This is a genomic window from Pseudoalteromonas piscicida (assembly GCF_000238315.3).
GTDB classification, from domain to species: domain Bacteria; phylum Pseudomonadota; class Gammaproteobacteria; order Enterobacterales; family Alteromonadaceae; genus Pseudoalteromonas; species Pseudoalteromonas piscicida.
In genome coordinates this window covers 2744819-2767557 of the sequence record NZ_CP011924.1, presented here as the reverse complement: position 1 = coordinate 2767557, position 22739 = coordinate 2744819, and the positions used below count along the sequence as shown (strand labels likewise).

Here is a 22739-nt window from a genome sequence, read left to right as displayed (position 1 = left end):
TTGCTAGATGAGCGCTTGAAGCGTTGAGTTAACATATAAAAAACGCGAGCTTGTCTGCGGCTCGCGTTTTATTTTTAAAAGATAATTTGATAATTAAATCAGTCTGTTACCTCATGGTCTGATCTTACTATGTACATCCAAATCTGAAAATACTCTGGAAATCTACGCACCATCTAGTCTAGAAGACTTTTCCAGAAAAAGTGAAAAAACGCAAAGAAATTTGGACTTTTTTGAGGTCTGGAAAATAGTTTTCCAGATCTCAAAACAGAATAACATGATTTATAAATTACTAATTATTAAACTGAAGCTTCATTAACCTAGCAAAATAGGCCTACCGATTGATAGGAAGTCTACCAAGTGTCTATTCAAGGCTAACGGTGAGCTTTTTACTATGTGCTTTAGTGAAGTTAGTTGTTCGCTAGTAACGCTCCTTTGTTCGCCTAGTCGATTAACTAAAAACTCGATACTGTTGCTTTGGGCGTAAAGACTAAGAGCTCCCCTCCAAAAATTACTCGATAATTTTTCCACCCAGTCAAATTCAGGTTTAGATTTTATAGCTACTGCTGCTAGGTGTTCTTGAAATCTAATGTGGCCGAAGTGATACTTCTGTTCACTAGTATCAAAGAATAAGATGTTGCAGTCATATTGCAGAGAGTGGAGTAGATTTTCTATAAGTTTCTTTTCGTACCCTGTATTTTTAAGTAAATATTTTACAGCTGAAACTTTATCGTAACCCCGGAATTCATTTACATGCATATAATAGGCAAGCTCAATTGCGCAGTTTTGTAGATGTTCAGTATGAAGGTTTGTTCTTGGTTTTATTTTTTTATAAGAGTCATATTCACCAGTTAATAGTCTTAGCCTTGCATTGTAAATTTCATTCTCATTTGAAAATGACTTTATTCCCTGGTTATAAAGCTCACAAGCAACAGTTGCTAGTAACGGGGTGTTTATGATCTCATAAAGCTTGTTTTTTTGAATCTCTCTTTTTATCTCTTTAAAGTTATTTTCTCCATTGTAAGTTTTTATAAACTTAAAAAGTTGCTCTTTGGTGAATGGCTCTAAAGTTACGCCTAAAAATTCAATTTCTTTTAAGTAGGATACGCAATCTCGAGTTGAAATTATAATTTGTAAATTATTGTGTTTTCTTACTAAATCTTCGATTTCTTGCAGTATGCTTGGGGTTGAATTATATATTTCATCTAAACCGTCAAGTATTAATGTTACCTTTTTGTCTAAAAATTCAACAATGAAATCTATAGATTTCTTACTTTCTTCCATTTTTGAATTGATACAAATAAAGCTGTAAATTATATTTTTGCTGTAATCATCAAAGTGGTTCTTTCTTTCAATATAGTCTTGTTGAATTTTGTTGAGCCTTAAGTGAATTACGCTGCTAGGATCTTTCTCTATTTTGTACTTTGCATACTGGCTAAGAGTTGTTGTTTTTCCTGCACCAGCTTTACCATAAACAGCAAGGTTTTTATGAGTGTCAAAAATAAAAAATGGTGATACGGTCAAAGGCTTCATTGGTATTGATTCTTTAAAGTCTATAGTTTTACCAATATATCTAGATTTTTCTTCCAACATATCTAAAAGTTTTAAAGACTTGCCTGTGCTATTTAGAAGTTTTATTATTTCATTTGGTTTTGGTTCTTTATTTATTGATTGTATGTAACTTCTCTGTTGGTTGAGTAATTCATTGAGGTGGTTTGCTAAACTTTTTTTATTTAATTTTATAAAAGTGTTTTTTTCTATCTCTATATTTCCTTTGTTTTTAGATGAGAACTCGATTTTTTGCCTTTCTATACTCTTTTCAGCTTTTACTAATTCACTTTCTTCAATTAGCTTTACTTCAAATGTGTCTTCTATTTCCATTAAGGACTCTTTTACCGTATTCCATGTTAAATAATTAACACTTGGCTCTCTATTATCTGGGATGGCTACTGAACTAAGAGCCTCTTTACTTTCTATATTTCCAAGAAAAAATGAAAGGTCGTTATATATCGTTTTTATGTCAATATAAGATTCAGCTTTTATAGCATTTAATAGCTCATGATTTGTTTTTTCTATCTCTTTATTTTCAAAAATCTTAAAGTTGTCAGGTTTTAGTTTTTCATAAAGTTTAGGGGCCTTTTCCTTAATGATTTTTACTAGTGTGGCTCCGTCTAAGATTTCAGGTTCTTCACCTTTTTTAAACCCGTTGAAAATTTTATCTTTCATTCTATCATCGACAACTTCTGGGCATGCTAAATAGACTTTATTAGCAGGGACTCTCACCCCCTTTTCATTAAATGAACCATGATTAATGCATTCATTAAGCTGTCTGAAAAGTGCATTTATATCAGCTTTTCTTGTACAATTATTAAGCTTTTTACTTTATATATGGATTCTGTATTCATCTATACCTAGATCTTTTGTAAAAATTAGATCCTTACCATATTCAAAAGGGCCACCATTAAAAATTGTTCTTTCAAACCCAAGCTCCTTGTATAATTCAGCGACCACTTTTTGAGAGAAGTCGTCTTCTCCCATGTTATTTATCACATTGAAAATTTCACAGTTCATTATCGCTCCTGTTTTTCTAATTCAGTCAACCAATATGAGCAATAGTCTTCGCCATCGTAGATGGATGAACTGAGCTTTCCTTTATCAGTTGCACCAACTTTAGCAATACAGCATAAGCCTACTTTTTTGATGCAAGGTAATAGAAAATGCTTTTCATCCGCGCTCAACTCCCCACTTTTATTTAACTTTTCTAATTCCTTTGCACGGTTAGTCACTTGTTGTTTTAAAGCCGAATATTGGGCTGATATAAATGCTTTGTTCGATTCGAACTCTTCAAACATATGCATTAGCTCAGCAAACTTTGTTTTTAGCTCAGTGAGCTCTTTCTCAATTTCAATTTTTGACATCAGTTGCTCCTTCAATAGTTAGTCATTTAGGTTCGATTTGTACGTGAACGGCTCTTCATAAAGAGAGTGATACTCAATCTGCAACTGATACCGTTTCGTAAGTCGTTCGAGAATATGGGAGAGTTCTAATTCCGGCAAAAAATGAAGCTCAAGTACGCGTATTCTTTCATCTTTGGCTATATAACTATCTGAAGATAAGCCAGAAGTGTGTTGATGAGTATCATTTAGCTCTTTTTCAAAGTAATTGCGGATGTCTTTATCGAACTCTGACCAACACATTTCTTGTCCATCGACTATAAATATGAACTTGCCCACTTTTGCAGTACCTAGTCCTTTGTTTATGATATCGTAGTGCACGGAATTATCTTCAGTATGAAGCCAGTCACATAAACGTGGCGCAACCGAAATTCGGTTGTGCTGGCGTTGAATTTTAAGAGTCCAGCATGTTAGAACAATTGCCCCCAGAGCTGTGAGTATAGTAATTGTTTGGGCTATAGCTTCCATTTTAGTCCGTTTCTTGTCTGTCTTGCTCGTTAGGTTCTTCTGCAATTTCTTCAAGAACGTTAAGAACCATTGTTAAGTCATCGCTGTAAATAGCTATGTAATTAGGTGTGTATACTTTTCTATTTTGGTTGGTACTTTGCTTAGCAACCTCGATGATTTTACCTTTGTGTTTTTTCCAAAAAGGTTTGAACTGTTCGGGGTTTAATGGACCCAACAGCTCTTCCTTTTTAGCTACAGGGCCATTTGAACTGTCATTGTGGAAAAAACTGTCAGTCAGGTGCGCTAAGCAATAGTCTATAAAGTGTAGTGCATTACTCTCTTTTGATTCTGGGTTAAAGCAAACTTCGAACAGATACTCATTCATCTTGATAGCAATACCATGCTTATCTTCAGTACCAGTTTCATCATAAAAACCACATCCAACACCACTTCCGGTTGGAGGGAAACTATTTGCCAGTTGATGCAACACCGCTCTAAGGATGTAAGTGCGTGTTATAGCTATTCTTTGTGAAAACTCAAGAGAGCCAGTATAATTATCTTCTTCCTTTAGAACGCCTTTACCGCTAAATTCAATCTCTGGCACTTTGGCTATTTCGTCGAAGAAATTGACACTTTCGTCTATATAATTTCTCTTAAATAAAGAAAATACTTCTTGGGATATTTTTCTCATTTCGACGGTTGCGATTAAGTTGACTGAGCCAGTAGTCTCTCCATCGTTATTTTGATCCTTAATCAAAGCTGCACTTAAGTTAAAATACTGGCCACCTCGATCCGCCGAGCAGTATAGTCTAAAAAGCATTAGGTCCTTCCACCCTAAGATGCTTTGCGAATTGGTAATGAACTTCTGTAGTATTCCTTTATTTTTGTATTGGTTGCTACCAAATATCCGCCATGCTATTTCCTTGCAATCTAACGCGCTATATCTGACTCTGCTTTTTTCATCCTCTCCCCACCCACATTGATTTAAAACGTGGATCAGAGACAGAACTAGTCGCTGTCTTAATTTATTTGGAGTATCGAAAAGTATTGAGGAATTTTGTATGTGAGAGATTAATGTCGGTATAAGGTCATCGACTACTGTTCTATCAAGTTTTCCAGAATGAGAAACTAGCAAAGTCCAAAACTTATCGTATGCGTCAATGCTATTAATCCGATCTTCACTTTCTAATACTTCAGAAACCATAAGACCTGAAATTACCTCATCTACGGCTGCTTTATAGAGGATAAAAGTTTCTTTTGGTTCTGGTTTAACACAACGAATAATCAGCTTTAGAAATTTCTCTAAGTTTCTAAATTGACCTGAGTTAAAACAAGCTCTCGAGTATCTAAATTCATCATTTAAACGGTAATCATTGCTATCTTTAATCTTTAGAGTGTCGACAGCAAACAGGTGTCGAAGAAGAAACTGTGCATTGTGTTCTTGCTCCTCAATAATTTTGTTGAATTGCCCTGAGTTTTGCCAGCTTTTTCCATTATCACCTTTTCTTACTGAAAAATTACCTTGCGTGTCACATGTTTCTTCAAGATAAATGCGCCTAAACAAACCAGGGTAGTTTAAATGTAGTAAAATTAGGTTTATCAAATCTCGTTTATTAAAATCAGTCTCGGCTAAACTACTCGATTCCAGTTGCATCAATATCATGGTGTTTACAAGCCGTTTAAGCTTTCTAAAGCTCCCAACAAGAGGAAGGTATTCAGCTGCATGTTCGCTTTCAAGTATATCAGCGAGTTCAGTTAGCACAGAGCTGAGCTTCTCTTTTGTATCAGGTGGGACAAGCTCTAGGCTCTCACCACTTTGCCAGCTATATCGTAGATACTTGATGAGGTCTTTAGTGTCTACAAGCAAGTTTAGTTTTACAGTTATAAACTTTTCTAAAAACTCTCGAGCTTTGGACTTATCATCTTGGTCACCGATAAGAACCTCAGTGTCATAGCAAAGTACATAAGTCGCTTGTGAAAGTTTAAATGATTGTTTAGTCGCGAAGAGTACATTATTTACTGACTTAGGATCTAATATATCTAAATCATCGATAACTATAATTATGTGTAAGCCCAGTCGCTTTAATGCACTATCGATATCCTCTAGTAAATCATCAATACTTTCAGGTGTGTGCGATAAAGAAAGTTTTACACCGAATAGAGAGATGTTTGCTGTGCCTTTTACTAAGCGGGAATACCTGGATGCCGCGCTTGTTAATTCTGGAGCAAAAACTTTTTTTTGTATTGATGTGGTTATTTCGGTTATGAGTCTTTGTGTTATGTTATTTTCCGATGCATGTCGCAGAGGTTCAAATCGGCATATGACGAGCTTGCCTTCGTTGTTGCTCTCTTTCCAGTGACGCTCAGCCATATTGATTAAACTGCTTTTACCAACTCCCCATGGACCATCGACACCAAACACTAGACTGGTTGAAGAGCTACAAGATATTACTTGGTCAGCAAAATTTTTGACCTGCTCATTCATATCTAGAAAATCATAGTCTTCATCTTCAATCGGTTCATCATTTACAAAAGTATTTGCTGTTTGCTGCTCTGCATCATTCTGCGTATTAACATTTCGAGTTGAAGAATAAAAAATGATTAAGAAGAAAAGTAAAACAGTAATAGCAACGAAGTAAGGAAGGCTGTTGATATGTACGTGCACTATTTCGAGTTGTGGAAGTAATTTGTATTGGATGAGACCACCTAAGAGTAGCGTGAATAGCAGGTCCAACCGCTTACTCTTTACTAATAACATTAAGTCCTTTTTTGTCCCCCTTGTTTTTAAATATGGGATCAGGACAAATAAAGTGATCAAGACCGGAATTAAGATAAGGAGCGCAAGCGAAACATATGTCGAATACGCGATGAGGTTAAAGCTTTCAATATGTGAACTTAACCAACGAAAGCCAGTTTCAACACCATTTTTTAATAACCTTCTGAACTCTGCCGAGGCAGGCTCTCCCAAAAAGTAGCCAAAGTAAAAAGCTTCACCTATCAAAAAACCTATAATGAGAGTTTTTATATAAATAAAGAAATTCGGCATCTGAATAGAGCCATTTGAAGTCATGATAAGCGTTCCTTTTTATTGACTTTATAGGGTTGGGTGATTACTTTTTTATCAAATGTAGCTCACATTCTAAATCATTTATTTTTTTAAGAAACTGATGGTTCGATAATGCAAGAGCGTTGTGAGTAGCTGCCATTAGCGACATCTGTTCTTTAAGGCTAGTTACTTCATCGCGGTACTTTTCTTTTAATCGCTTTTCATTGGCAAGCTTTTCTCGTAGCTTAGTGACATCAGAGTTTTGCTGTACTTGTTTTTTTGTGATCGCTTTTGACTTGAGTTGCTTTATTTTTTCGATTACGTCTTTGTAGTAATAAGCTGAGCCATTACCGAGATTAGCTTCCTCTTCGACCGCAATCGCGCTTAACCCACGTTTTGCATCAATACGTATGGTATTGCCAGAAAGTATCCTGTCAATGGCGTTTAGAAGCTCTAATCTTGTATTTTCTGACTTACTCAAATCTGTCTGATCTCAATTTCGAGTTTGTAGGGAGTGTAACTGATCTCAAAGTAATCCATAACTTTTTCAGCTGGACGCAGCTGAGTGATAAAGTGGCTTAGCTGTGATTGCGATAGTTTAGTAGCTCCTCCATTTCTGTTATGGTTTCAACAATCCATAGATGCTTTTTTGCCAAATAGTTTGTCATCTGAGTTATACCACTGAAATAGCAATTGTGTAGTGACTTCTCTATCCACCTCTCTTTGTAAATTATTGAGTTCTTAGTCCACCCTTACATGCTTTATTTTTGCGGCCACGCCGCCTTCTGAATACCACTGCGCCATTGGTAAATACAGGTGCTAATATTGCGCGAAGCTTTTACCTGTTTTGGGTGACGCTGCTTCACACTTTTTCAAACTTACGGATAAGTGCTTGCGTTGAGGTGTTGGGTATAAATAAAAAACGCGAGCTTGGGTGCGACTCGCGTTTTATTTTTAAAAGATTATTTAATAATTAAATCAGTCTGTTACCTCATAGTAACAAATTCCTCGGAGCCGGTTGGGTGTATCGCGACTACAGAGTCAAAGTCTGCTTTGGTTGCGCCCATCTTCATAGCGACGGCGAAACCTTGGATCATCTCATCTACTGCAAAGCCGATGCCGTGTAGGCCCACTACGGTTTCTTCTGGGCCTGCGCATACAAGTTTCATGCGACACGGTTGGCGGTGCTGAGTGACTGCGGTGTACATTGCAGCAAAGGTAGAGGTATAGACCTTGATGTTGTCTTTACCGTACTTTTCTTCTGCTTCCGGCTCTGTTAGACCAATGGTGCCAATCGGTGGGTGGCTAAAGACGACAGTAGGGACTAAGTCGTAATCCATTTTTGCGTTTGGCAATTCCGGATTGAATAAGCGTTCGGCTAGCATTCGACCTGCTTTCACGGCAACAGGAGTCAGCTCTATGCCACCATCCATAATATCACCGAGCGCGTAGATACCTTTGGCTGTGGTGTTTTGCCATTCGTCGACTTTAATATGGCCGCTAGGTGTGGTTTCTACATCTGTCGCAGCGAGGTTGATAAGATCTGTCATTGGTTCACGGCCAATTGCCCAGATCAGTTTGTCTACGGTGTAAGACTCACCATTCTCAAGATGTAAGGTGACTGAGCCATCCTCTTCTTTGGTCACCGACTGTGGTACTGCGTGAGTGTGCAGCGTTGGACCTTCTTTTTCCATTACCTCAGTTAAGGTTTCAACCAAGATAGGATCAAAATTACGAAGTGGAGCATGCTTACGAACAAATAGATGGGTTTCTGTGCCCAAGCTGTGCAATACACCCGCAAGCTCTACCGCGATATAACCCGCGCCTACAACCGCTACGCGGCGAGGTTGCTCTTTAAGCTCAAAGAAACCGTTTGAATCGATACCATGCTCAGCGCCTGGAATATTAGGGATCGTTGGGCGGCCACCGACGGTAATATTGATATGATCGGCAGTGTAGTGCTCACCATTGACTTCAATGGTGTTGTTATCAACAAACTTAGCAAAGCCATTGATCACGGTGACGCCATTTTTGGCTAGGTAGCCGTTGTAACCTTGGTGAATACGGCCAATGTAGGCTTCGCGGCTTTCTACCAGCTTACCCCAATCGAAGTTCTTTAGTTCAACATCAAAACCATAATCTGGTGCGTATAGTTTAATGGCTTCAGCAACTTGAGCGCCGTGCCACATGGCTTTTTTTGGCACGCAGCCCACGTTTACACAAGTACCGCCTAAGTGCTTTGCTTCTATTAATGCCACTTTGGCACCTCGCATCGCCGCTCGGTTTGCAGATGCGATCCCGCCACTACCGCCACCGATTGCGATATAGTCAAAATGTTGAGCCATAAAAATTCCTCGCCAATTATTTGTTTTGCTTAAACCCTACTGCTTTAAACTCTACTACTTTATATTAAGTAAATAGCAAAAGTGCACAACCGAAGACCGATATTAAGCAAAAATCTGTTCAGATACTTGTAAATGCGGTCATTCACCCTTATTTCAACCTCAATATTAGATTAGAAAATAAAGAGCGTGCCCATGAGTAACCCATTAATCGGGCTAGAAGGATTGCCTCCTTTTTCGAAAATTAAGCCTGAACATATTGTTGAAGCATTAAAATCTGCCATTGCGCACTGTCGTGAAACTATCGACACTGTTTTAGCGCAGTCGAATTATACTTGGGACAACTTTGTACTGCCGCTAGAAGAAGCGGACGATAAACTTAGCCGCATGTGGTCGCCAGTGTCGCATATGCACTCAGTGGTCAATTCAGACGCGCTGCGCAAAGCGTATGATGAGTGTTTGCCATTAATCTCCGAATATTCGACTTATTGTGGCCAACATCAAGGGCTATATGAAGCCTATAAAGCAGTAAAAGAGTCAGCTGCGTTTGGTAACTTAACGATTGCTCAGCAAACGTCGGTGGATAATGCACTGCGTGATTTTCAACTTTCTGGCATTGCGCTTGAAGCTGCGAAGCAAAAGCGCTATGGCGAAATTGTGGCACGACTGTCGGAGCTGGCATCAAAGTTTGGCAACAACGTAATGGATGCCACTCAGGCATGGCAAAAGCATATTACTGATGAGTCTGATTTAACTGGGCTACCTGAATCAGCCTTAGCACTCGCCGCCCATACTGCCGAATCCAAAGGATTAGAGGGCTGGGTATTTACGCTAGATATTCCTTCTTACCTTCCTGTGATGACTTACGCAGATAGCCAAACGCTCCGTGAAGAAGCTTATCGTGCGTTTGTAACACGCGCCTCGGATCAAGGGCCTAATGCTGGCGAGTTTGATAACTCAGCGATTATGCATGAAGCGCTTACGCTTAGACACGAACTGGCTCAGTTGCTTGGCTTTTCTAGTTTTGCAGAAAAATCACTGGCAACCAAAATGGCTGAGACACCAGAGCAAGTATTTAAGTTTTTGAATGACCTTGCCGCTAAGTCAAAGCCACAAGCCGAGCAAGAAGTGGCTGAACTACGTGACTTTGCGAATAAAGAACACGGTGTAAGTGAGCTAAAACCTTGGGATTATGCATATTATGGCGAAAAGTTAAAACAAGCTAAGTATGCGATTTCTGACGAGGCACTGCGCCCTTACTTCCCTGAGCATAAGGTACTTGCCGGTTTATTTGAAACCGTAAATCGCCTGTTCGGGATCCGTGTGAGTGAAGTCAAAGACGTTGATACTTATCATCCAGACGTACGCTTTTTTGCTATTCACGATGATAAAGGTGAGTTGCGTGGTCATTTCTATCTCGACCTATATGCCCGTGAACATAAGCGTGGTGGTGCTTGGATGGATGACTGCATGGGCCGAAAAGTACGCGCAAATGGTGAGTTGCAGACTCCTGTCGCTTATTTAGTGTGTAACTTCAATAAAGCCGTTGGCAATAAACCTGCGCTATTTACCCATAATGAAGTAACCACCTTATTCCATGAGTTTGGTCACGGTATTCATCACATGCTAACGCAAGTGGATGCAGCGCCAGTTGCTGGTATTAATGGTGTGGCATGGGATGCGGTTGAGCTGCCAAGTCAGTTTTTAGAGAACTGGTGCTATGAAGAAGAAGCGTTGAACTTCATTTCAGGGCACTATGAAACGGGTGAGCCGCTACCAAAAGAAATGTTAGACAAATTACTCGCGGCAAAGAACTTCCAATCAGCCATGCAAATGCTACGTCAGTTGGAGTTTTCGTTGTTTGATTTTCATATTCACGCAGACTTTGAGCCAAATACGGATTGCCAAATTCAAGCAACGCTCAATGCGGTGCGTGAGCGTACTGCGGTTGTTAAAGCGCCTGAGTTTAATCGCTTCCAGCATAGCTTTAGCCATATTTTTGCTGGTGGCTATAGCGCGGGCTACTACTCTTATAAGTGGGCAGAAGTGCTGTCTGCGGATGCGTTTTCTAAGTTTGAAGAAGAAGGGATATTTAACCCGCAAACTGGGCGTGAATTTATGCATCACATTCTTGAAAAGGGGGGATCAGAAGCGCCGATGGTACTGTTTACTCGCTTCCGTGGTCGAGAGCCAAAAGTAGATGCGTTGCTGCGCCACAGCGGGATCGCCGCCTAGTTATATTTCCACTCCAAGCGCCTTCTTCTGAAGGCGTTTTTTTGTCTTAGAAAGTGTGACTTTTTGTTAGCAAATTCAATATCTCTGACTATTCTATAAAGATATGAATTAATAGGGAAAGCCACATGACGAAACTGGTTCTTGCCATTGATGATGACAAACTCGTCCATCACATTGTTGATGAGGCGCTATCGCGTACGTGCAAAATATTACATGCGAAAAATGGCGAGGAAGGCTTACGGTTGGCTAAAAAATACCGTCCGGATATTATTTTGCTTGATGTCGAGATGCCTGGACTGTCGGGCTTTGAGGTATGTGAGCAACTCAAAAAACTAGAGGACACCACTGAGATCCCAGTTATGTTTTTGTCTTCTCGTGCCGATATTTCAGAGCGAATGCGGGGCTACAACGCCGGCGCTGCCGACTACATAGTCAAACCCTTTAACGCCGAAGAATTGCTAGCGCGTATTAATGTCCTTGATGACTATAGAAAAACCTCGTCGCAGCTCAAACAAGACGTACAGCGCGCCCAAACCACAGCCGAAATAGCCATGACCGACTCTGGTGATATGGGCCGTATAATGCGCTACGTTGGGCAATCGTATCACGCGCATGACCTCAATACTTTGAGCACTCATTTTTTAGAATTTTTTATGCCGATGGAGCTCGATGTTGCGGTGGCTTTTTGGTACCACCAAGACGCGATGTTTTATTCCAGTGAAGGTGCTATTCAACCGATAGAACAAGAGCTATTTGAGAAACACAAAGATGGCAGTCGCTTTGTTGATTTTGGTCGCAGAACTATCATTAACTATCCTAAAGTCTCTTTACTGATTAAAAACATGCCAGTGGACGATGTTGCGGTTTATGGTCGCTATAAAGATTTGTTTCCGCACATACTGGAAGCCACTGATGCCAAAATCAGAGACATGGAAGTCAGTGAAGATGCGCTCAATAAAGTGGAACATATCGGGCAGGTATTTGCTGAGCTGAGCGATCATTTAAGCGGCGTTGGCGATCATTACAGTGGCAAAGTTGCTGAGTTTCAGACAGTGCTGGAAAGCGACAAGCTTGCAGTCTTAGAGCCAAGTGAAAGAGAACGGTTGCAAGAACTCTATGAGCACTTCACTTATTTAAGCGATGAGCTAACCATAATTAAATATAAGTTAGGAGAAGTGACTGAGGTACGCCAGCAGCTTATAGAGAGTTTAAACAAAATAGCGAAACCTTGGGGTGAGGATGAAGTGGCGTCGCAGGCTGATATTGAACTGTTTTAAGCCACTGGATAATCAAAGACACTAGAAAGGGAAAGGGGTATACTGCCACGGTTGGTAACCCTTGGGAGCTTAGCTTGTACATTCACACCCCTTTTGAAGAAAACAGATCCTACCTAGATACGCTAACTAAGCTGTTTAATTTATCCGCCCTCACTATTAACGAGGCGGAGTTTCAATTGGTCTATGATGAACTAGGCTTACAATTATTCAAAAAAGATGAACCAAAGCTCGGCGCTATTCGTGTTGATTTTGTGACTGGCGCAGTTGCTCATCGACGCAAATTTGGTGGTGGCAAAGGACAAGCAATTGCAAAAGCGGTGGGCTTAAATAAAGGTGCTGTGCCTACAGTATTGGATGCAACTGCGGGACTTGGACGCGATGCCTTTGTGCTTGCGTCTATGGGTTGCAAAGTCGTGTTACACGAGCGTAATCCGGTAGTCGCAGCGCTGCTATATGACGGCTTGCAACGCGCCTATCAAGATGCTGAAATTGGCGAATGGGTGCAGTCAACTATGCGACTGGAGTTTGGCTCCAGCCATGACTTGCTAGAGCAAGCGGGTTGGCGTCCAGATGTAGTATATCTTGATCCTATGTTTCCGCATCGTGAAAAATCGGCGCAAGTGAAAAAAGAAATGCGTGTATTCCAAGACTTAGTTGGCAATGATTTGGATGCGGACGCACTGTTACCTTTTGCTTTGCAGTTAGCCACTAAAAGGGTGGTGGTAAAACGTCCAGACTACGCCGGCTTCTTAAATGATAAAACGCCAAGTATGCAAATAAAAACCAAGAAAAACCGCTTTGACGTTTATGTTAATGCCGCGATGAAATAGTACACCACTACCTGATTTAATTTTGTGCAGTAGATATCTAGATGGATATACGTAAAAAGTATGATTTTGTACTATTGCACAGAAAAGGTAACCAGATTTAATTAAGTTGTCATAAATCCTTAATACTCTTGCGGAGCATTTTGATAAAGGGGTTGTGATTCTATGCGCGTGTCTACATTTACTCGGCTATTGGCAATATTATTGACCACTGCGAGTATTCTACTTGGGGCGAGTCTGTTTTGGGCGAGCCAAGTATTAACCGAGCTTGATGTGCAAGACGCCGCTTACAATCAAGTTAAAAATGCGGTGATCATCGAGCTTGAGGGTACAGTAGAAGATTACTTGAGTGCGGGCGATAGCCAGTATTTAAGTAAGGCTGATGAACAAATTAAAGCATTACAGCAAAGTGTGGAGCGGTTACCACCAGCGCTTGCTGAGCAACTTAAAACTAAACTCACACAACTACAACAGGATATTGCAGGTAAATATCGAGCACTCGGCAAGCTCTCAGGTAATGAACTTGCGCTGTTGGATAATGCGCTTAGGCAAATGTCAGGTTCAGCATCGAGTCTCGTTAAGTACGCAATTAAAGCACAAGATAGTGCTGCCAAAGAATCCTACTTTAATCTCGCTTCAGACTACTTTAGCGAAGTCTCGAATTTGAGCTTATATACCTACCAATTAGTTATGGCTTACGAACAGCAGACCGAGCAGAGTTTGATGTCGAGCTTAAGCCGTTTGCAGGATATTGCCGCGCGAATAGACCGACTCGAAAACTTAGGGGTAATGAGTGAGGTAGACGAAGACGAGCTATTTTTAGGTGCCGAAGCCGAAGACTTAGCGCTAGAAATAAAAGCAGAGCTTGTGAGCTGGCCTAAACGTTATGCCCGCGACTTAGAAAATACCTTGCAGCAGTCCAAACAACGCCAAGCTGGCATGCTGGCACTGCGAGGTGACATTAAAGCAATCTCAGAGAATATCCTACAAGCAGAGACCAACTTAAAAACAGAGCAGGCTGACGTAAAAACCAATGTGTTTATGCTGTTTGGTGTGGCCATTGGGTTACTCGTACTGCTCGCAGGTGGTGTCTATTTTGTGCAGTTCAATCAAGTATTAACTCCGCTAAGACAACTACGCGATGGCTTCGCTCAGCTTATCGAAAGCAATGAATTACGTAATATTGAAAGTAAAAACCAAGACACTGAAATTGGCGAAATTGCGAGTTACTTTAATCAGTTAATTGATAGGCAGCGAGCAGAAGCGGACGAACGCTCAGAAATGCTGAGTGTGATAAATACCTTTATGGAAGAGATGAACACTAACTTGGCGCAGATCTCTGCACAAGCTGGAAACACGTTTGAGCAGGTGGAGCAAAACCAAGCACAGCTTGACTCGCTTAAAGCGCTTGGGGCAGATGCCAATCAAATCAACGCACAAGTTGCCGACAATGCCAATAACACCTTTGAAGCAATGACACAAAGTGTGTCCTATGCGGATGCTATGTTGAGCGCTTCATCTACCACGCAAAAGCGGGTAGAGCAGGGATTAGAGAGCTTAAATGAATTACTTAATGGTGTTTCAGATGTGAGTAAAGTGATTGACATGATCAGCTCCATCGCAGAACAAACAAATCTACTCGCGCTCAACGCAGCGATTGAGTCGGCGCGCGCAGGAGAGCATGGCCGCGGGTTTGCGGTCGTTGCGGATGAAGTACGAAAGCTTGCACAGCAAACACAAGCCTCACTGACTGATATTCACCAGCAATTAAATGTTTTGAGTGATAACTCAAACAAAGTATCGACACAAATCTCGGCTTTGGCAGATGAGGCACAGCAGCAAACAGGTCATGCACAAGAGTTGAAACGCAACTCAGAAGGTGTGGCAGAGAGCGCACAGAGCGCCAACCAAGTTGCCGCCCATGCAATGGATCTTGCCAATCAGCAATCAGATCTCTTAGATACCTTTGGCCACGCCATGGATAGCATGAAAGGTCAGGTTAATAGCTCACATGAGCAAGTGCAACAAATCCAGCAAAGCCTTAAAGAAAAAATGCGGGAGATCAGGGGGACTTTAGGTTTGCAGTAATCAGGATTATGCCGTAGGTCGAGATTTATCTCGACAGCATAAGCTGAAACGTCGGAGCCACTTCACGCGGCGAGCAGTTAAAAGCTCGCGAGGTGAACTCGCTCCCACAAACTAAACTCGAAATAATTAAAAAAGGCCGCAAATGCAGCCTCTCGTTGGGGAAAGAAGACTCAATCTGAGCCTACTAAATTTTGCTTATGGCTTGTACTGCGCGTCTAACGTTAGGCCAGAGAACGTACGGTAAGCATTAACGCTTAGGTGCCATGTACCCGCTTGCGGATTAGTGATTACACAAGTCTCGGTATTACCATTTTCATATGGACGACAGTCATAGCTGCTTGTTGTAGGTTGTGAGCCAAACTTAACGAATAAGTCAGCGTCACCTGAGCCACCAAATGTTTTCACGGTGAAGTCGCTCATACCCTCTGGTACTTCGATAGTGTAATGAACCCACTGGCCGCTTGAAGCTGAAATATCTTCAATTGTACCGCCACCTGCTTGTGGACCACCTGTGCTAGAGCCCGAAGTTGCCGCAACTAAACTTACGCCTGAATAAGCTTTATAGCCGTTAATCATTACATGGTATGTACCAGCTTGAGGTGCGTCAAAGCTACAAACTTCGGCATTACCGCCTTCATATGGGCGACAGTCATAGCTGCCTGAAGTTGGTTGACTGCCAAGTTTTACATAAAGATCAGCATCACCTGTTCCACCGCTCATGGTGAAGGTCACATTGGTTTTACCAGCGGGTACGTCAAAAGTGAAAAATTGATTGCTGCCAGCCGCGCCGCTTAGACCCGTTTTTGCAACGCCATCTTCAAGCGTATTACCTGTAGGTGGTGTGACAACATCGCCTAAAGCTTCATTTACCGCAGCGGCTGCATCAACAACACCAGTACCACAGTTTGAACAGCTACCAGCGAAGCTACGTGTAGTGTTTTTCAAGATAGTTTCTACTTCGTCAGGCGTAGCAGATGGTTTAGCTTGCTTGATTAGCGCAGCAACACCCGCAACGTGAGGTGCCGCCATAGACGTACCTTGTGAGTAATGGTAGCTATCATTTGAAGGTGCACCAGAGCCTGAGTTATGCGTAGACAAGATACCTTCTGGATCATCAGCAAAACTTTGCGCGCCACCCGGAGCGGCAACGTCGATGTTTGCACCATAGTTTGAGTAGTAAGCACGGCTACCATCACGACCTACAGATGCTACGTTTACTACGCCATTACAGTTACCTGGGTTGTAGTTTGCTGAGTTATCGTTATCGTTACCTGCCGCAATAACAACGACTGTACCCTTGTTACGTGCTTGGTTGATTGCATTTTGTGTGGTTGCGCTACATGCACCGCCACCACCTAAACTCATGTTGATAACATCAGCAGGGTTAGCATTTGCAGGCACACCAGATACAGAGCCGCCAGATGCCCAAATGATGCCGTCAGCGATATCAGACGTTAAACCACCACATTTACCAAGAACACGTACAGGCACTACTTTAGCGTCGTATGCAACACCAGCTACACCTTCACCATTATTTGTAACCGCAGCAACTGTACCCGCTACGTGTGTACCATGCCAGCTTGAGTCTTGATCCGCGCGTGGAACAGGTTGACCTGAAGAGTCTGTTCCACATTCACCACGAGTGACTGCATCACCAGGGTCACGAGCATCGTTGTCACGTGCGCCACCATCGTTAGCAACAAAGGTATTAGAGATCATGTCATAGCCAGGCAGAATGTTGGCATCTAAGTCTAAATGTGGGCGATAACCTGTATCTAGTACCGCAACTACCACACCTTGACCTGTTGCTTTATCCCACGCTGCAGGGGCATTAATACCAGCAGCAGCTTCGTAGTAATGCCATTGATCGTTATAACGAGGATCGTTAGGCGTTGCGAATGGCTTTAGCATTTGGTCAATTTCGATGTATTCAACATTACCAGAAGCCATCACTTCGTTCATGAATGCTTGTGCTTCTTTTGCTGATAGCTTTTTGTCAGCACGCATAACGTGGTGATTGCTAAGAGCCATTGGGCGTACGTACTGAGCGCGAGCACTCGCTTTACTGCTCTTAAAGCCTTGTACAAAGCTTTCTGCACGTTGTTGCATTTTAGCAGGAGCAAGATCCGTAGCTGAAAGGCCCATCATTTGCGAACTAGCATCTTTGTACTTGATGATGAACTGTGTACCAAGCGTGCTTTGTGATGATAGTTTTTGTGCTGTTGCTGCAAGCGCTGCATCTTGGCCGATTGATTGTGCTGGTGCGGCTGTAACTGCTGTTGCAGTGAATAATGCGCTCACTGCGACGCTTAGTGCAGCGCGCTTAAAGTTTTTATTGATTGTCATAATGTTTCCCTAGTTTCTAACTTGTTGTTCAGCTGTTAATAAAAAGCTGATGGTCAGTGAAAGTAAACTCCTAGTTAAAAAAAAGAAAGCGCTGTTTTGTTATTTGCACTAATTTTTTAGTTATATGTGGATGGATAAATGGCTATAAAAAATTCTTACTGTATTGTTTTTAATCGATATTTTTCATTTTTGTGAGAGGTCGAATAAATTTCAGTTACATTGTAAATGACTGTAAACAAAATAGTGTTTTTAACTTTGTGAAGCATTTGTAGCCAATAGAGTGGAGACTTGCTTAGTATTAAAGTTTTGTTTTTTTGGTTGTTCTAGTTGTATTTTCTTATTTTTGAAGGTTTAAGAAATGATAGCGCTGACATAATGTTTACAAGTGTTTAAAAGGTATGCGAGTGGCTATTGATATTCGCAGCTGTGATTAGATAAAGAATCTAGGTATAATTTTCGCTTGGTCGCGATTTTGCCGCTTAAAGCTAAACTGTTGGCAAAACGGTAAGTGTAGAAATCTTAGATAAAAAGTTGAGTGAGTTTATGCAACAAATAGAGGTAGTCGTTATCGGCGCAGGTGCTGCAGGTTTGATGTGTGCTGCACAGGCTGGATACCGAGGGCGACAAGTTGCAGTGGTTGATATGGGAAAAAAGCCAGGTCGTAAAATTTTGATCAGTGGCGGTGGCCGCTGTAATTTTACCAACGAAAATGCTTCACCTGCTAACTATCTATGCAAAAACCCACACTTTGTAAAGTCGTGCTTGAGCCGCTATACCCAACATGATTTTATTGAACTGGTAGACCGCCATGGTCTTGCATACCACCACAAAACACTTGGGCAGTTGTTTTGTGACAATAGCGCACAAGACATTGTAGATATTCTTCTTACCGAATGTGACTGGGCGGGCGTGTCACTCCATTTACGTCAAGAAGTCCTTGCGGTTGAACATCAAGCTGATGGTCGCTACTTAGTCAAAACCACAACTCAAACGTTTAACTGCGAGTCAGTGGTGATCGCCGCAGGTGGCTTAACCATGCCAAAACTTGGCGCAACACCAATCGGCTACAAAATAGCGGAGCAATTTGGCTTAACTGTATTACCAACCACGGCAGCGCTTGTACCATTTACACTCCATGATCACGACAAAGCACGCTTTGATGGTTTGTCTGGTATTAGCGTAGATAGCCTAGTGACCAGCGCAAGCGGTATCCAATTTAGAGAAAATATTCTCTTTACTCACAGAGGCTTATCTGGCCCTGCAATTTTGCAGATCAGCTCATTTTGGAAAGCGGGCGAGTTTGTTAGCATCAATTTACTACCTGACCTAGATGTGCAAGCACAGCTGCATGACTGGCGCAGTGAGCAAGGGCAAAAGAGCTTGAGGAACTTGCTTTCGACCATTTTACCAAAGCGCTTTGTTGAAGCCTTAATCAGCGACGGTAGTATTCCAGATAAAAACGCCAACCAACTCAGCCACACTGAGATTGAAAAGCTCACCGAAACTCTCACTAGCTGGAAAATAAAACCAAATGGCACAGAGGGTTATCGCACCGCAGAGGTTACGTTAGGTGGTGTAGATACCGATGAATTAAGCTCAAAAACCTTCGAAGCTAAAAAACAAAAAGGCCTGTACTTTATCGGCGAAGTCACCGATGTCACCGGATGGCTCGGAGGCTATAATTTTCAATATGCTTGGAGCTCCGGCTGGGCATGCGGACAGGCTTGTTAGCTTGTTTTCGCATAATAAAGTTTGTACATTAATCTATACTGGTTAAACAACGGTACAGTGGAACCAGCAACTTGCCCCGCTTCAGAGAAATAAAAACGTTCAACGATTTTCAAAGAGCACTAAAGAACAAATATGGTGTTGGCGAAGGTGAAAACTATAAGCCTTGGCTAAGAGTTCAGGATGTTCCCTCGCATGGTAGCAGCGCGAAAATTCAAGGTATAAAGATTGACAGAGAGCACCACACCTTGTCGGAAGGTGAGAGTTCGTTTTTATATCTGGCTGAATTTGGGATAGTGTTATTGATATACGAGAGCAATTTCCTCTTCTTCCCATTGATCTCTCAATCAAGATTGCAAACACATTAGAATTGCATCATCCGACCATTCCTGATTCTAAAGTTCTAAATGTTCTGACTTGTAGTGGCATAGTTAATTTGGCCACCCATTAAGAAAGAAATGTTATGCTATTTGCATACAAATTTGGGTGAAAAAATGACGAAATTAAAACGCGCAACGTATTCTGCTGCAATCAAATTAGAAACAGCTCAGCTTGTAGTTGATCAAGGCTACACGCAAGAAGATGCAGCCAAAGCTATGGGGGTTGGTAAATCAACTGTAAGTAAATGGGTAACTCAATTAAAGCAAGAACGGAATGGCCAGTCCCCATTAGCTTCACCAATGACACCCGAACAAATTGAAATCCGCGAACTTAAAAAGCAAATCCAACGTATTGAATTAGAAAAGGATATATTAAAAAAGGCTACCGCTCTCTTGATGTCCGACTCCCTGAACAATTCTCGTTAATTGAGAAATTAAATCAACGAGAGCGTTACCCAATTAGCGTGTTGTGTAGCGTATTCAATGTGCATCGCAGCAGCTATAAATATTGGGCCATACGGGATACAACGCCTACACCAGAGCAAATAAGGCTAGAAGCTGAAGTTAAAGCCATACATGCAATGAGCGGCGGTTCAGCTGGGGCACGGACAATCGCAGCAATCGCAACGAATAACGATTTTGAATTAAGCCGTTATCGCGCCGCTAAGCTAATGGTTAAACTAAAACTAGAGAGCTGCCAAGTACCACAACATCAATATAAAAGGGGTGGTAATGAGCATCTTGAAATCCCAAATTTGCTAGACAGGCAGTTTGATGTTGTTGAGCCGAATACGGTGTGGTGCGGTGATGTGACGTATATTTGGACAGGCAATCGCTGGGCCTATTTAGCGGTCGTTGTTGATTTATTTGCACGTAAAGTCGTTGGTTGGGCAATGTCGTTGTCGCCAGATACTAGCTTAACGCTAAAAGCGCTTGAACTCGCGTATGAAAGCAGAGGTAAACCAAGTGGATTGATGTTTCACTCAGACCAAGGAAGCCATTATACAAGCTTGAAGTACCGCCAACGTTTATGGCGCTATAAAATTACACAAAGTATGAGCAGGCGCGGAAATTGTTGGGATAATGCGCCAATGGAGCGATTTTTTAGAAGCTTTAAAACGGAGTGGATGCCAAAGGTTGGATACGAAAACTTTAAAGATGCTAAATATGGTGTGAGTGATTATATCAACGGATATTATAACAACGTTAGGCCTCATCATTATAATGCTGGTTTAGCGCCAAATGAATCTGAGGTTAGATACCAAGATTCTAAAACTGTGGCCAAAATTAGTTGACCACTACACTTGTGAGCAGTGCGGGGTTGAGCTTAGTCAATATAAACGACTTTTACATACCCATCACATCAATGGTGTAAAAACAGATAACTCTATAAGTAACTTACGCGCACTTTGCTTGGACTGCCATAAAAAGCAACCTAAGCATGAGCATATGCATGTCACTCACAACGACCAACTGATTATCAATCAACTAAGACGTGAACAACATAAATTTGACTGCAGCGAATACTCTGACGTACTTCAATACGCAGATTCTGCGCTTGAAGGGTTACTGTTAAAATGTAAAAAGTACAATTTGCCAACCCCCGAGCTGGGGATCGGTGTCAGAAACGGTGATGATTTCGTTTCTATCGATTTAGCTTGGCCAAGAAGAAAGTTTGCAATAGTCATCGAAAAGGAACAACTCTCCCCTTTAAGAGCTCAAGGTTGGAATGTTTTCTTAGCGAGCGAATGCCTTGACAACTTCACGAAAATGCAACGTATGGTACGTTAAAACAGATAACAACTACTATAGTTTTAGTCGTTGCAAGTCAAAGTTTTTATTAGAAGTTAGCTCAACTCGTTAGAAAATATAGAATGAATCAGATCTAATTGAGGCTAGTGCCTTCGGAGTAATCGTGAAAGATATAATTATTAGGGCACTGAAGTATGCAATGGTAAGAATTGACAACTCCTACCCTATTGAACGTGAGGTTGACCTCCAATCAGTGTTGTTTGGTGAGCTTTATAAAGCAATGCCAAAAGCTATCGTTCGCTTTGAACACACATTAAAAAGCGACTTTCAATCGTATCGCATGCGGGGTCGTTCAGCTAAAAATAGAAAAAGTAGAGTAGATTTACACATTCAGACAAGGTTAAAAAAGGCAGTAATTGAGCTGAAATACTTTAAGGGTGCGGGCCGGGAAAGTTGTATAGATATGCTTGCTGACTTGGCAAAAGTTGAACGTATTGTTGAGTCTCGCGAGGCTGATGAAGGGTTTTGTATTCAATTAGTCAAACAAGGTGTAATTAGTCGTTTACCTTCAGTAATTAGTACTGGGGTTTATAACGAAATAGTTGGTCGCTGGCACTACAACTTTGAAATTAAGGGACAATATGAAATAAAACCGATGCGCCAAAACAACGGCTTTACTTTAATTGTTCACCATGTGCAGTTTCCAATAAAATGAATCTGAGGTTAGATACCAAGATTCTAAAACTGTGGCCAAAATTAGTTGACCACTACACTATATGCCATGTGTAATTAAGCCTATGTTGTACTGGATAACTGATCATCTTGAAAAATTTCAAAAAAATAGCCGCCTTAAAAAAAGATATTGGATGAATAACTTAAGTTATTCAAAATTTATAATGCCTCATGATCTAGAAAAAATTTGTGTGGAGTTGGCCGACGAGGAGCCTGAGCTATTCAAAGATTTCGTGAGGGAAGAATTATCGAAGAAAGCTATTGGTTTTGGAGTATGGGATGAGACCAAATTTTCTGCTGATATTTACAAACTAAAGACAAAAGCATGTTCAAACTGTGTAGAGTGGGTAGGACTAGGAATATGTCCTATAGGTCCAGAGGCAGTTAATTCAGCTGGTAAGAGGCAGCGTACTCAGTTCGTTAATGAAATAATATCTGCAGCTGATTTGATTTATACACATTTTGTTGAAGTGGGAAAATGTAGAACTTATATCGCCGATAAAGAATTTTCGTGACTGACAGTCACGTTTGTATCTGGTATGCTCCAATCGTGCCTATTGGGCAACTCCATGCTTTGCTTTCATTACA

The 22739-nt window shown here is 41.3% G+C and carries 17 protein-coding genes; 9 read left to right on the top strand and 8 right to left on the bottom strand.

All coding sequences use genetic code 11. The annotated features are described in order from the left end of the window. Window positions 1-312: 312 nt before the first annotated feature. The 7 genes from PPIS_RS12865 to gorA all read right to left on the bottom strand — a co-directional run bounded on the left by PPIS_RS12865 (window position 313) and on the right by gorA (window position 8789). A complete protein-coding gene (locus PPIS_RS12865; protein WP_249031217.1) occupies window positions 313-2223 on the bottom strand; it encodes an NACHT domain-containing protein in 1911 nt (636 codons plus the stop codon). Window positions 2224-2379: 156 nt separating this feature from the next. Beyond that, window positions 2380-2568 carry a hypothetical protein gene (locus tag PPIS_RS12860; RefSeq protein WP_010376754.1) on the bottom strand — a complete coding sequence of 63 codons (189 nt, stop codon included), beginning with the start codon at window positions 2566-2568 and terminating at the stop codon, window positions 2380-2382. Next, complete coding sequence (locus tag PPIS_RS12855; protein WP_010376756.1) at window positions 2568-2915, bottom strand: hypothetical protein; 348 nt, start codon at window positions 2913-2915, stop codon at window positions 2568-2570. Before PPIS_RS12855 ends, PPIS_RS12860 begins: the two co-directional genes overlap by 1 nt. 18 nt (window positions 2916-2933) lie before the next feature. After that, complete coding sequence (locus PPIS_RS12850; RefSeq protein ID WP_010376758.1) at window positions 2934-3419, bottom strand: hypothetical protein; 486 nt, start codon at window positions 3417-3419, stop codon at window positions 2934-2936. A gap of 1 nt (window position 3420) precedes the next feature. Next, window positions 3421-6468: a P-loop NTPase fold protein gene (locus PPIS_RS12845; protein WP_010376760.1), complete on the bottom strand. Its 3048-nt coding sequence runs from the start codon at window positions 6466-6468 to the stop codon at window positions 3421-3423. A gap of 40 nt (window positions 6469-6508) precedes the next feature. After that, window positions 6509-6925, bottom strand: coding sequence for a hypothetical protein (locus PPIS_RS12840; RefSeq protein WP_010376763.1), 417 nt, complete (start codon window positions 6923-6925; stop codon window positions 6509-6511). Window positions 6926-7430: 505 nt separating this feature from the next. Continuing rightward, the gene (gorA, locus tag PPIS_RS12835; protein WP_010376766.1) at window positions 7431-8789 is read right to left on the bottom strand and encodes a glutathione-disulfide reductase; all 1359 of its coding nucleotides are present in this window, start codon (window positions 8787-8789) and stop codon (window positions 7431-7433) included. 192 nt (window positions 8790-8981) lie between these two features. Here gorA and prlC point away from each other — a divergent pair, with 192 nt between their 5' ends. The 4 genes from prlC to PPIS_RS12815 all read left to right on the top strand — a co-directional run bounded on the left by prlC (window position 8982) and on the right by PPIS_RS12815 (window position 15213). Next, the gene (prlC, locus tag PPIS_RS12830) at window positions 8982-11021 is read left to right on the top strand and encodes an oligopeptidase A (RefSeq protein WP_010376768.1); all 2040 of its coding nucleotides are present in this window, start codon (window positions 8982-8984) and stop codon (window positions 11019-11021) included. Between the two features lie 125 nt (window positions 11022-11146). Beyond that, on the top strand, window positions 11147-12298 hold the full coding sequence (locus PPIS_RS12825; RefSeq protein WP_010376770.1) for a response regulator: 1152 nt from the start codon (window positions 11147-11149) through the stop codon (window positions 12296-12298). A 74-nt stretch (window positions 12299-12372) separates the two neighbouring features. Continuing rightward, entirely contained in the window at window positions 12373-13128 is a 756-nt protein-coding gene (locus PPIS_RS12820) for a class I SAM-dependent methyltransferase (RefSeq protein WP_010376772.1), read from the top strand. A gap of 162 nt (window positions 13129-13290) precedes the next feature. Then, entirely contained in the window at window positions 13291-15213 is a 1923-nt protein-coding gene (locus PPIS_RS12815; protein WP_010376773.1) for a methyl-accepting chemotaxis protein, read from the top strand. Window positions 15214-15408: 195 nt separating this feature from the next. Here the strand turns inward: PPIS_RS12815 and PPIS_RS12810 are convergent, their stop codons facing one another. Beyond that, window positions 15409-17559 (bottom strand): S8 family peptidase, encoded by a 2151-nt coding sequence (locus PPIS_RS12810; protein WP_010376775.1) that lies wholly within the window; start codon window positions 17557-17559, stop codon window positions 15409-15411. Window positions 17560-18102: 543 nt separating this feature from the next. On the opposite strand from PPIS_RS12810, the gene PPIS_RS12805 reads away from it, so the two are divergent. The 5 genes from PPIS_RS12805 (at window position 18103) to PPIS_RS12780 (ending at window position 22666) form a co-directional block, all read left to right on the top strand. Next, complete coding sequence (locus PPIS_RS12805) at window positions 18103-19290, top strand: BaiN/RdsA family NAD(P)/FAD-dependent oxidoreductase (RefSeq protein ID WP_010376777.1); 1188 nt, start codon at window positions 18103-18105, stop codon at window positions 19288-19290. A 491-nt stretch (window positions 19291-19781) separates the two neighbouring features. After that, window positions 19782-20962 (top strand): IS3 family transposase gene (locus PPIS_RS12795; protein ID WP_096040900.1). Its coding sequence is split into 2 segments (ribosomal slippage): window positions 19782-20040 and window positions 20040-20962, totalling 1182 coding nucleotides; the frame shifts between segments, so codons are not numbered across the junction. Next, window positions 20910-21458, top strand: coding sequence for an HNH endonuclease (locus tag PPIS_RS12790; protein WP_081629155.1), 549 nt, complete (start codon window positions 20910-20912; stop codon window positions 21456-21458). The genes PPIS_RS12795 and PPIS_RS12790 overlap by 53 nt, the downstream gene beginning before the upstream one ends. Window positions 21459-21582: 124 nt before the next feature. Then, entirely contained in the window at window positions 21583-22134 is a 552-nt protein-coding gene (locus tag PPIS_RS12785) for a hypothetical protein (protein WP_249031216.1), read from the top strand. An 82-nt stretch (window positions 22135-22216) separates the two neighbouring features. Continuing rightward, complete coding sequence (locus PPIS_RS12780) at window positions 22217-22666, top strand: hypothetical protein (protein WP_010374343.1); 450 nt, start codon at window positions 22217-22219, stop codon at window positions 22664-22666. Window positions 22667-22739: the final 73 nt, after the last annotated feature.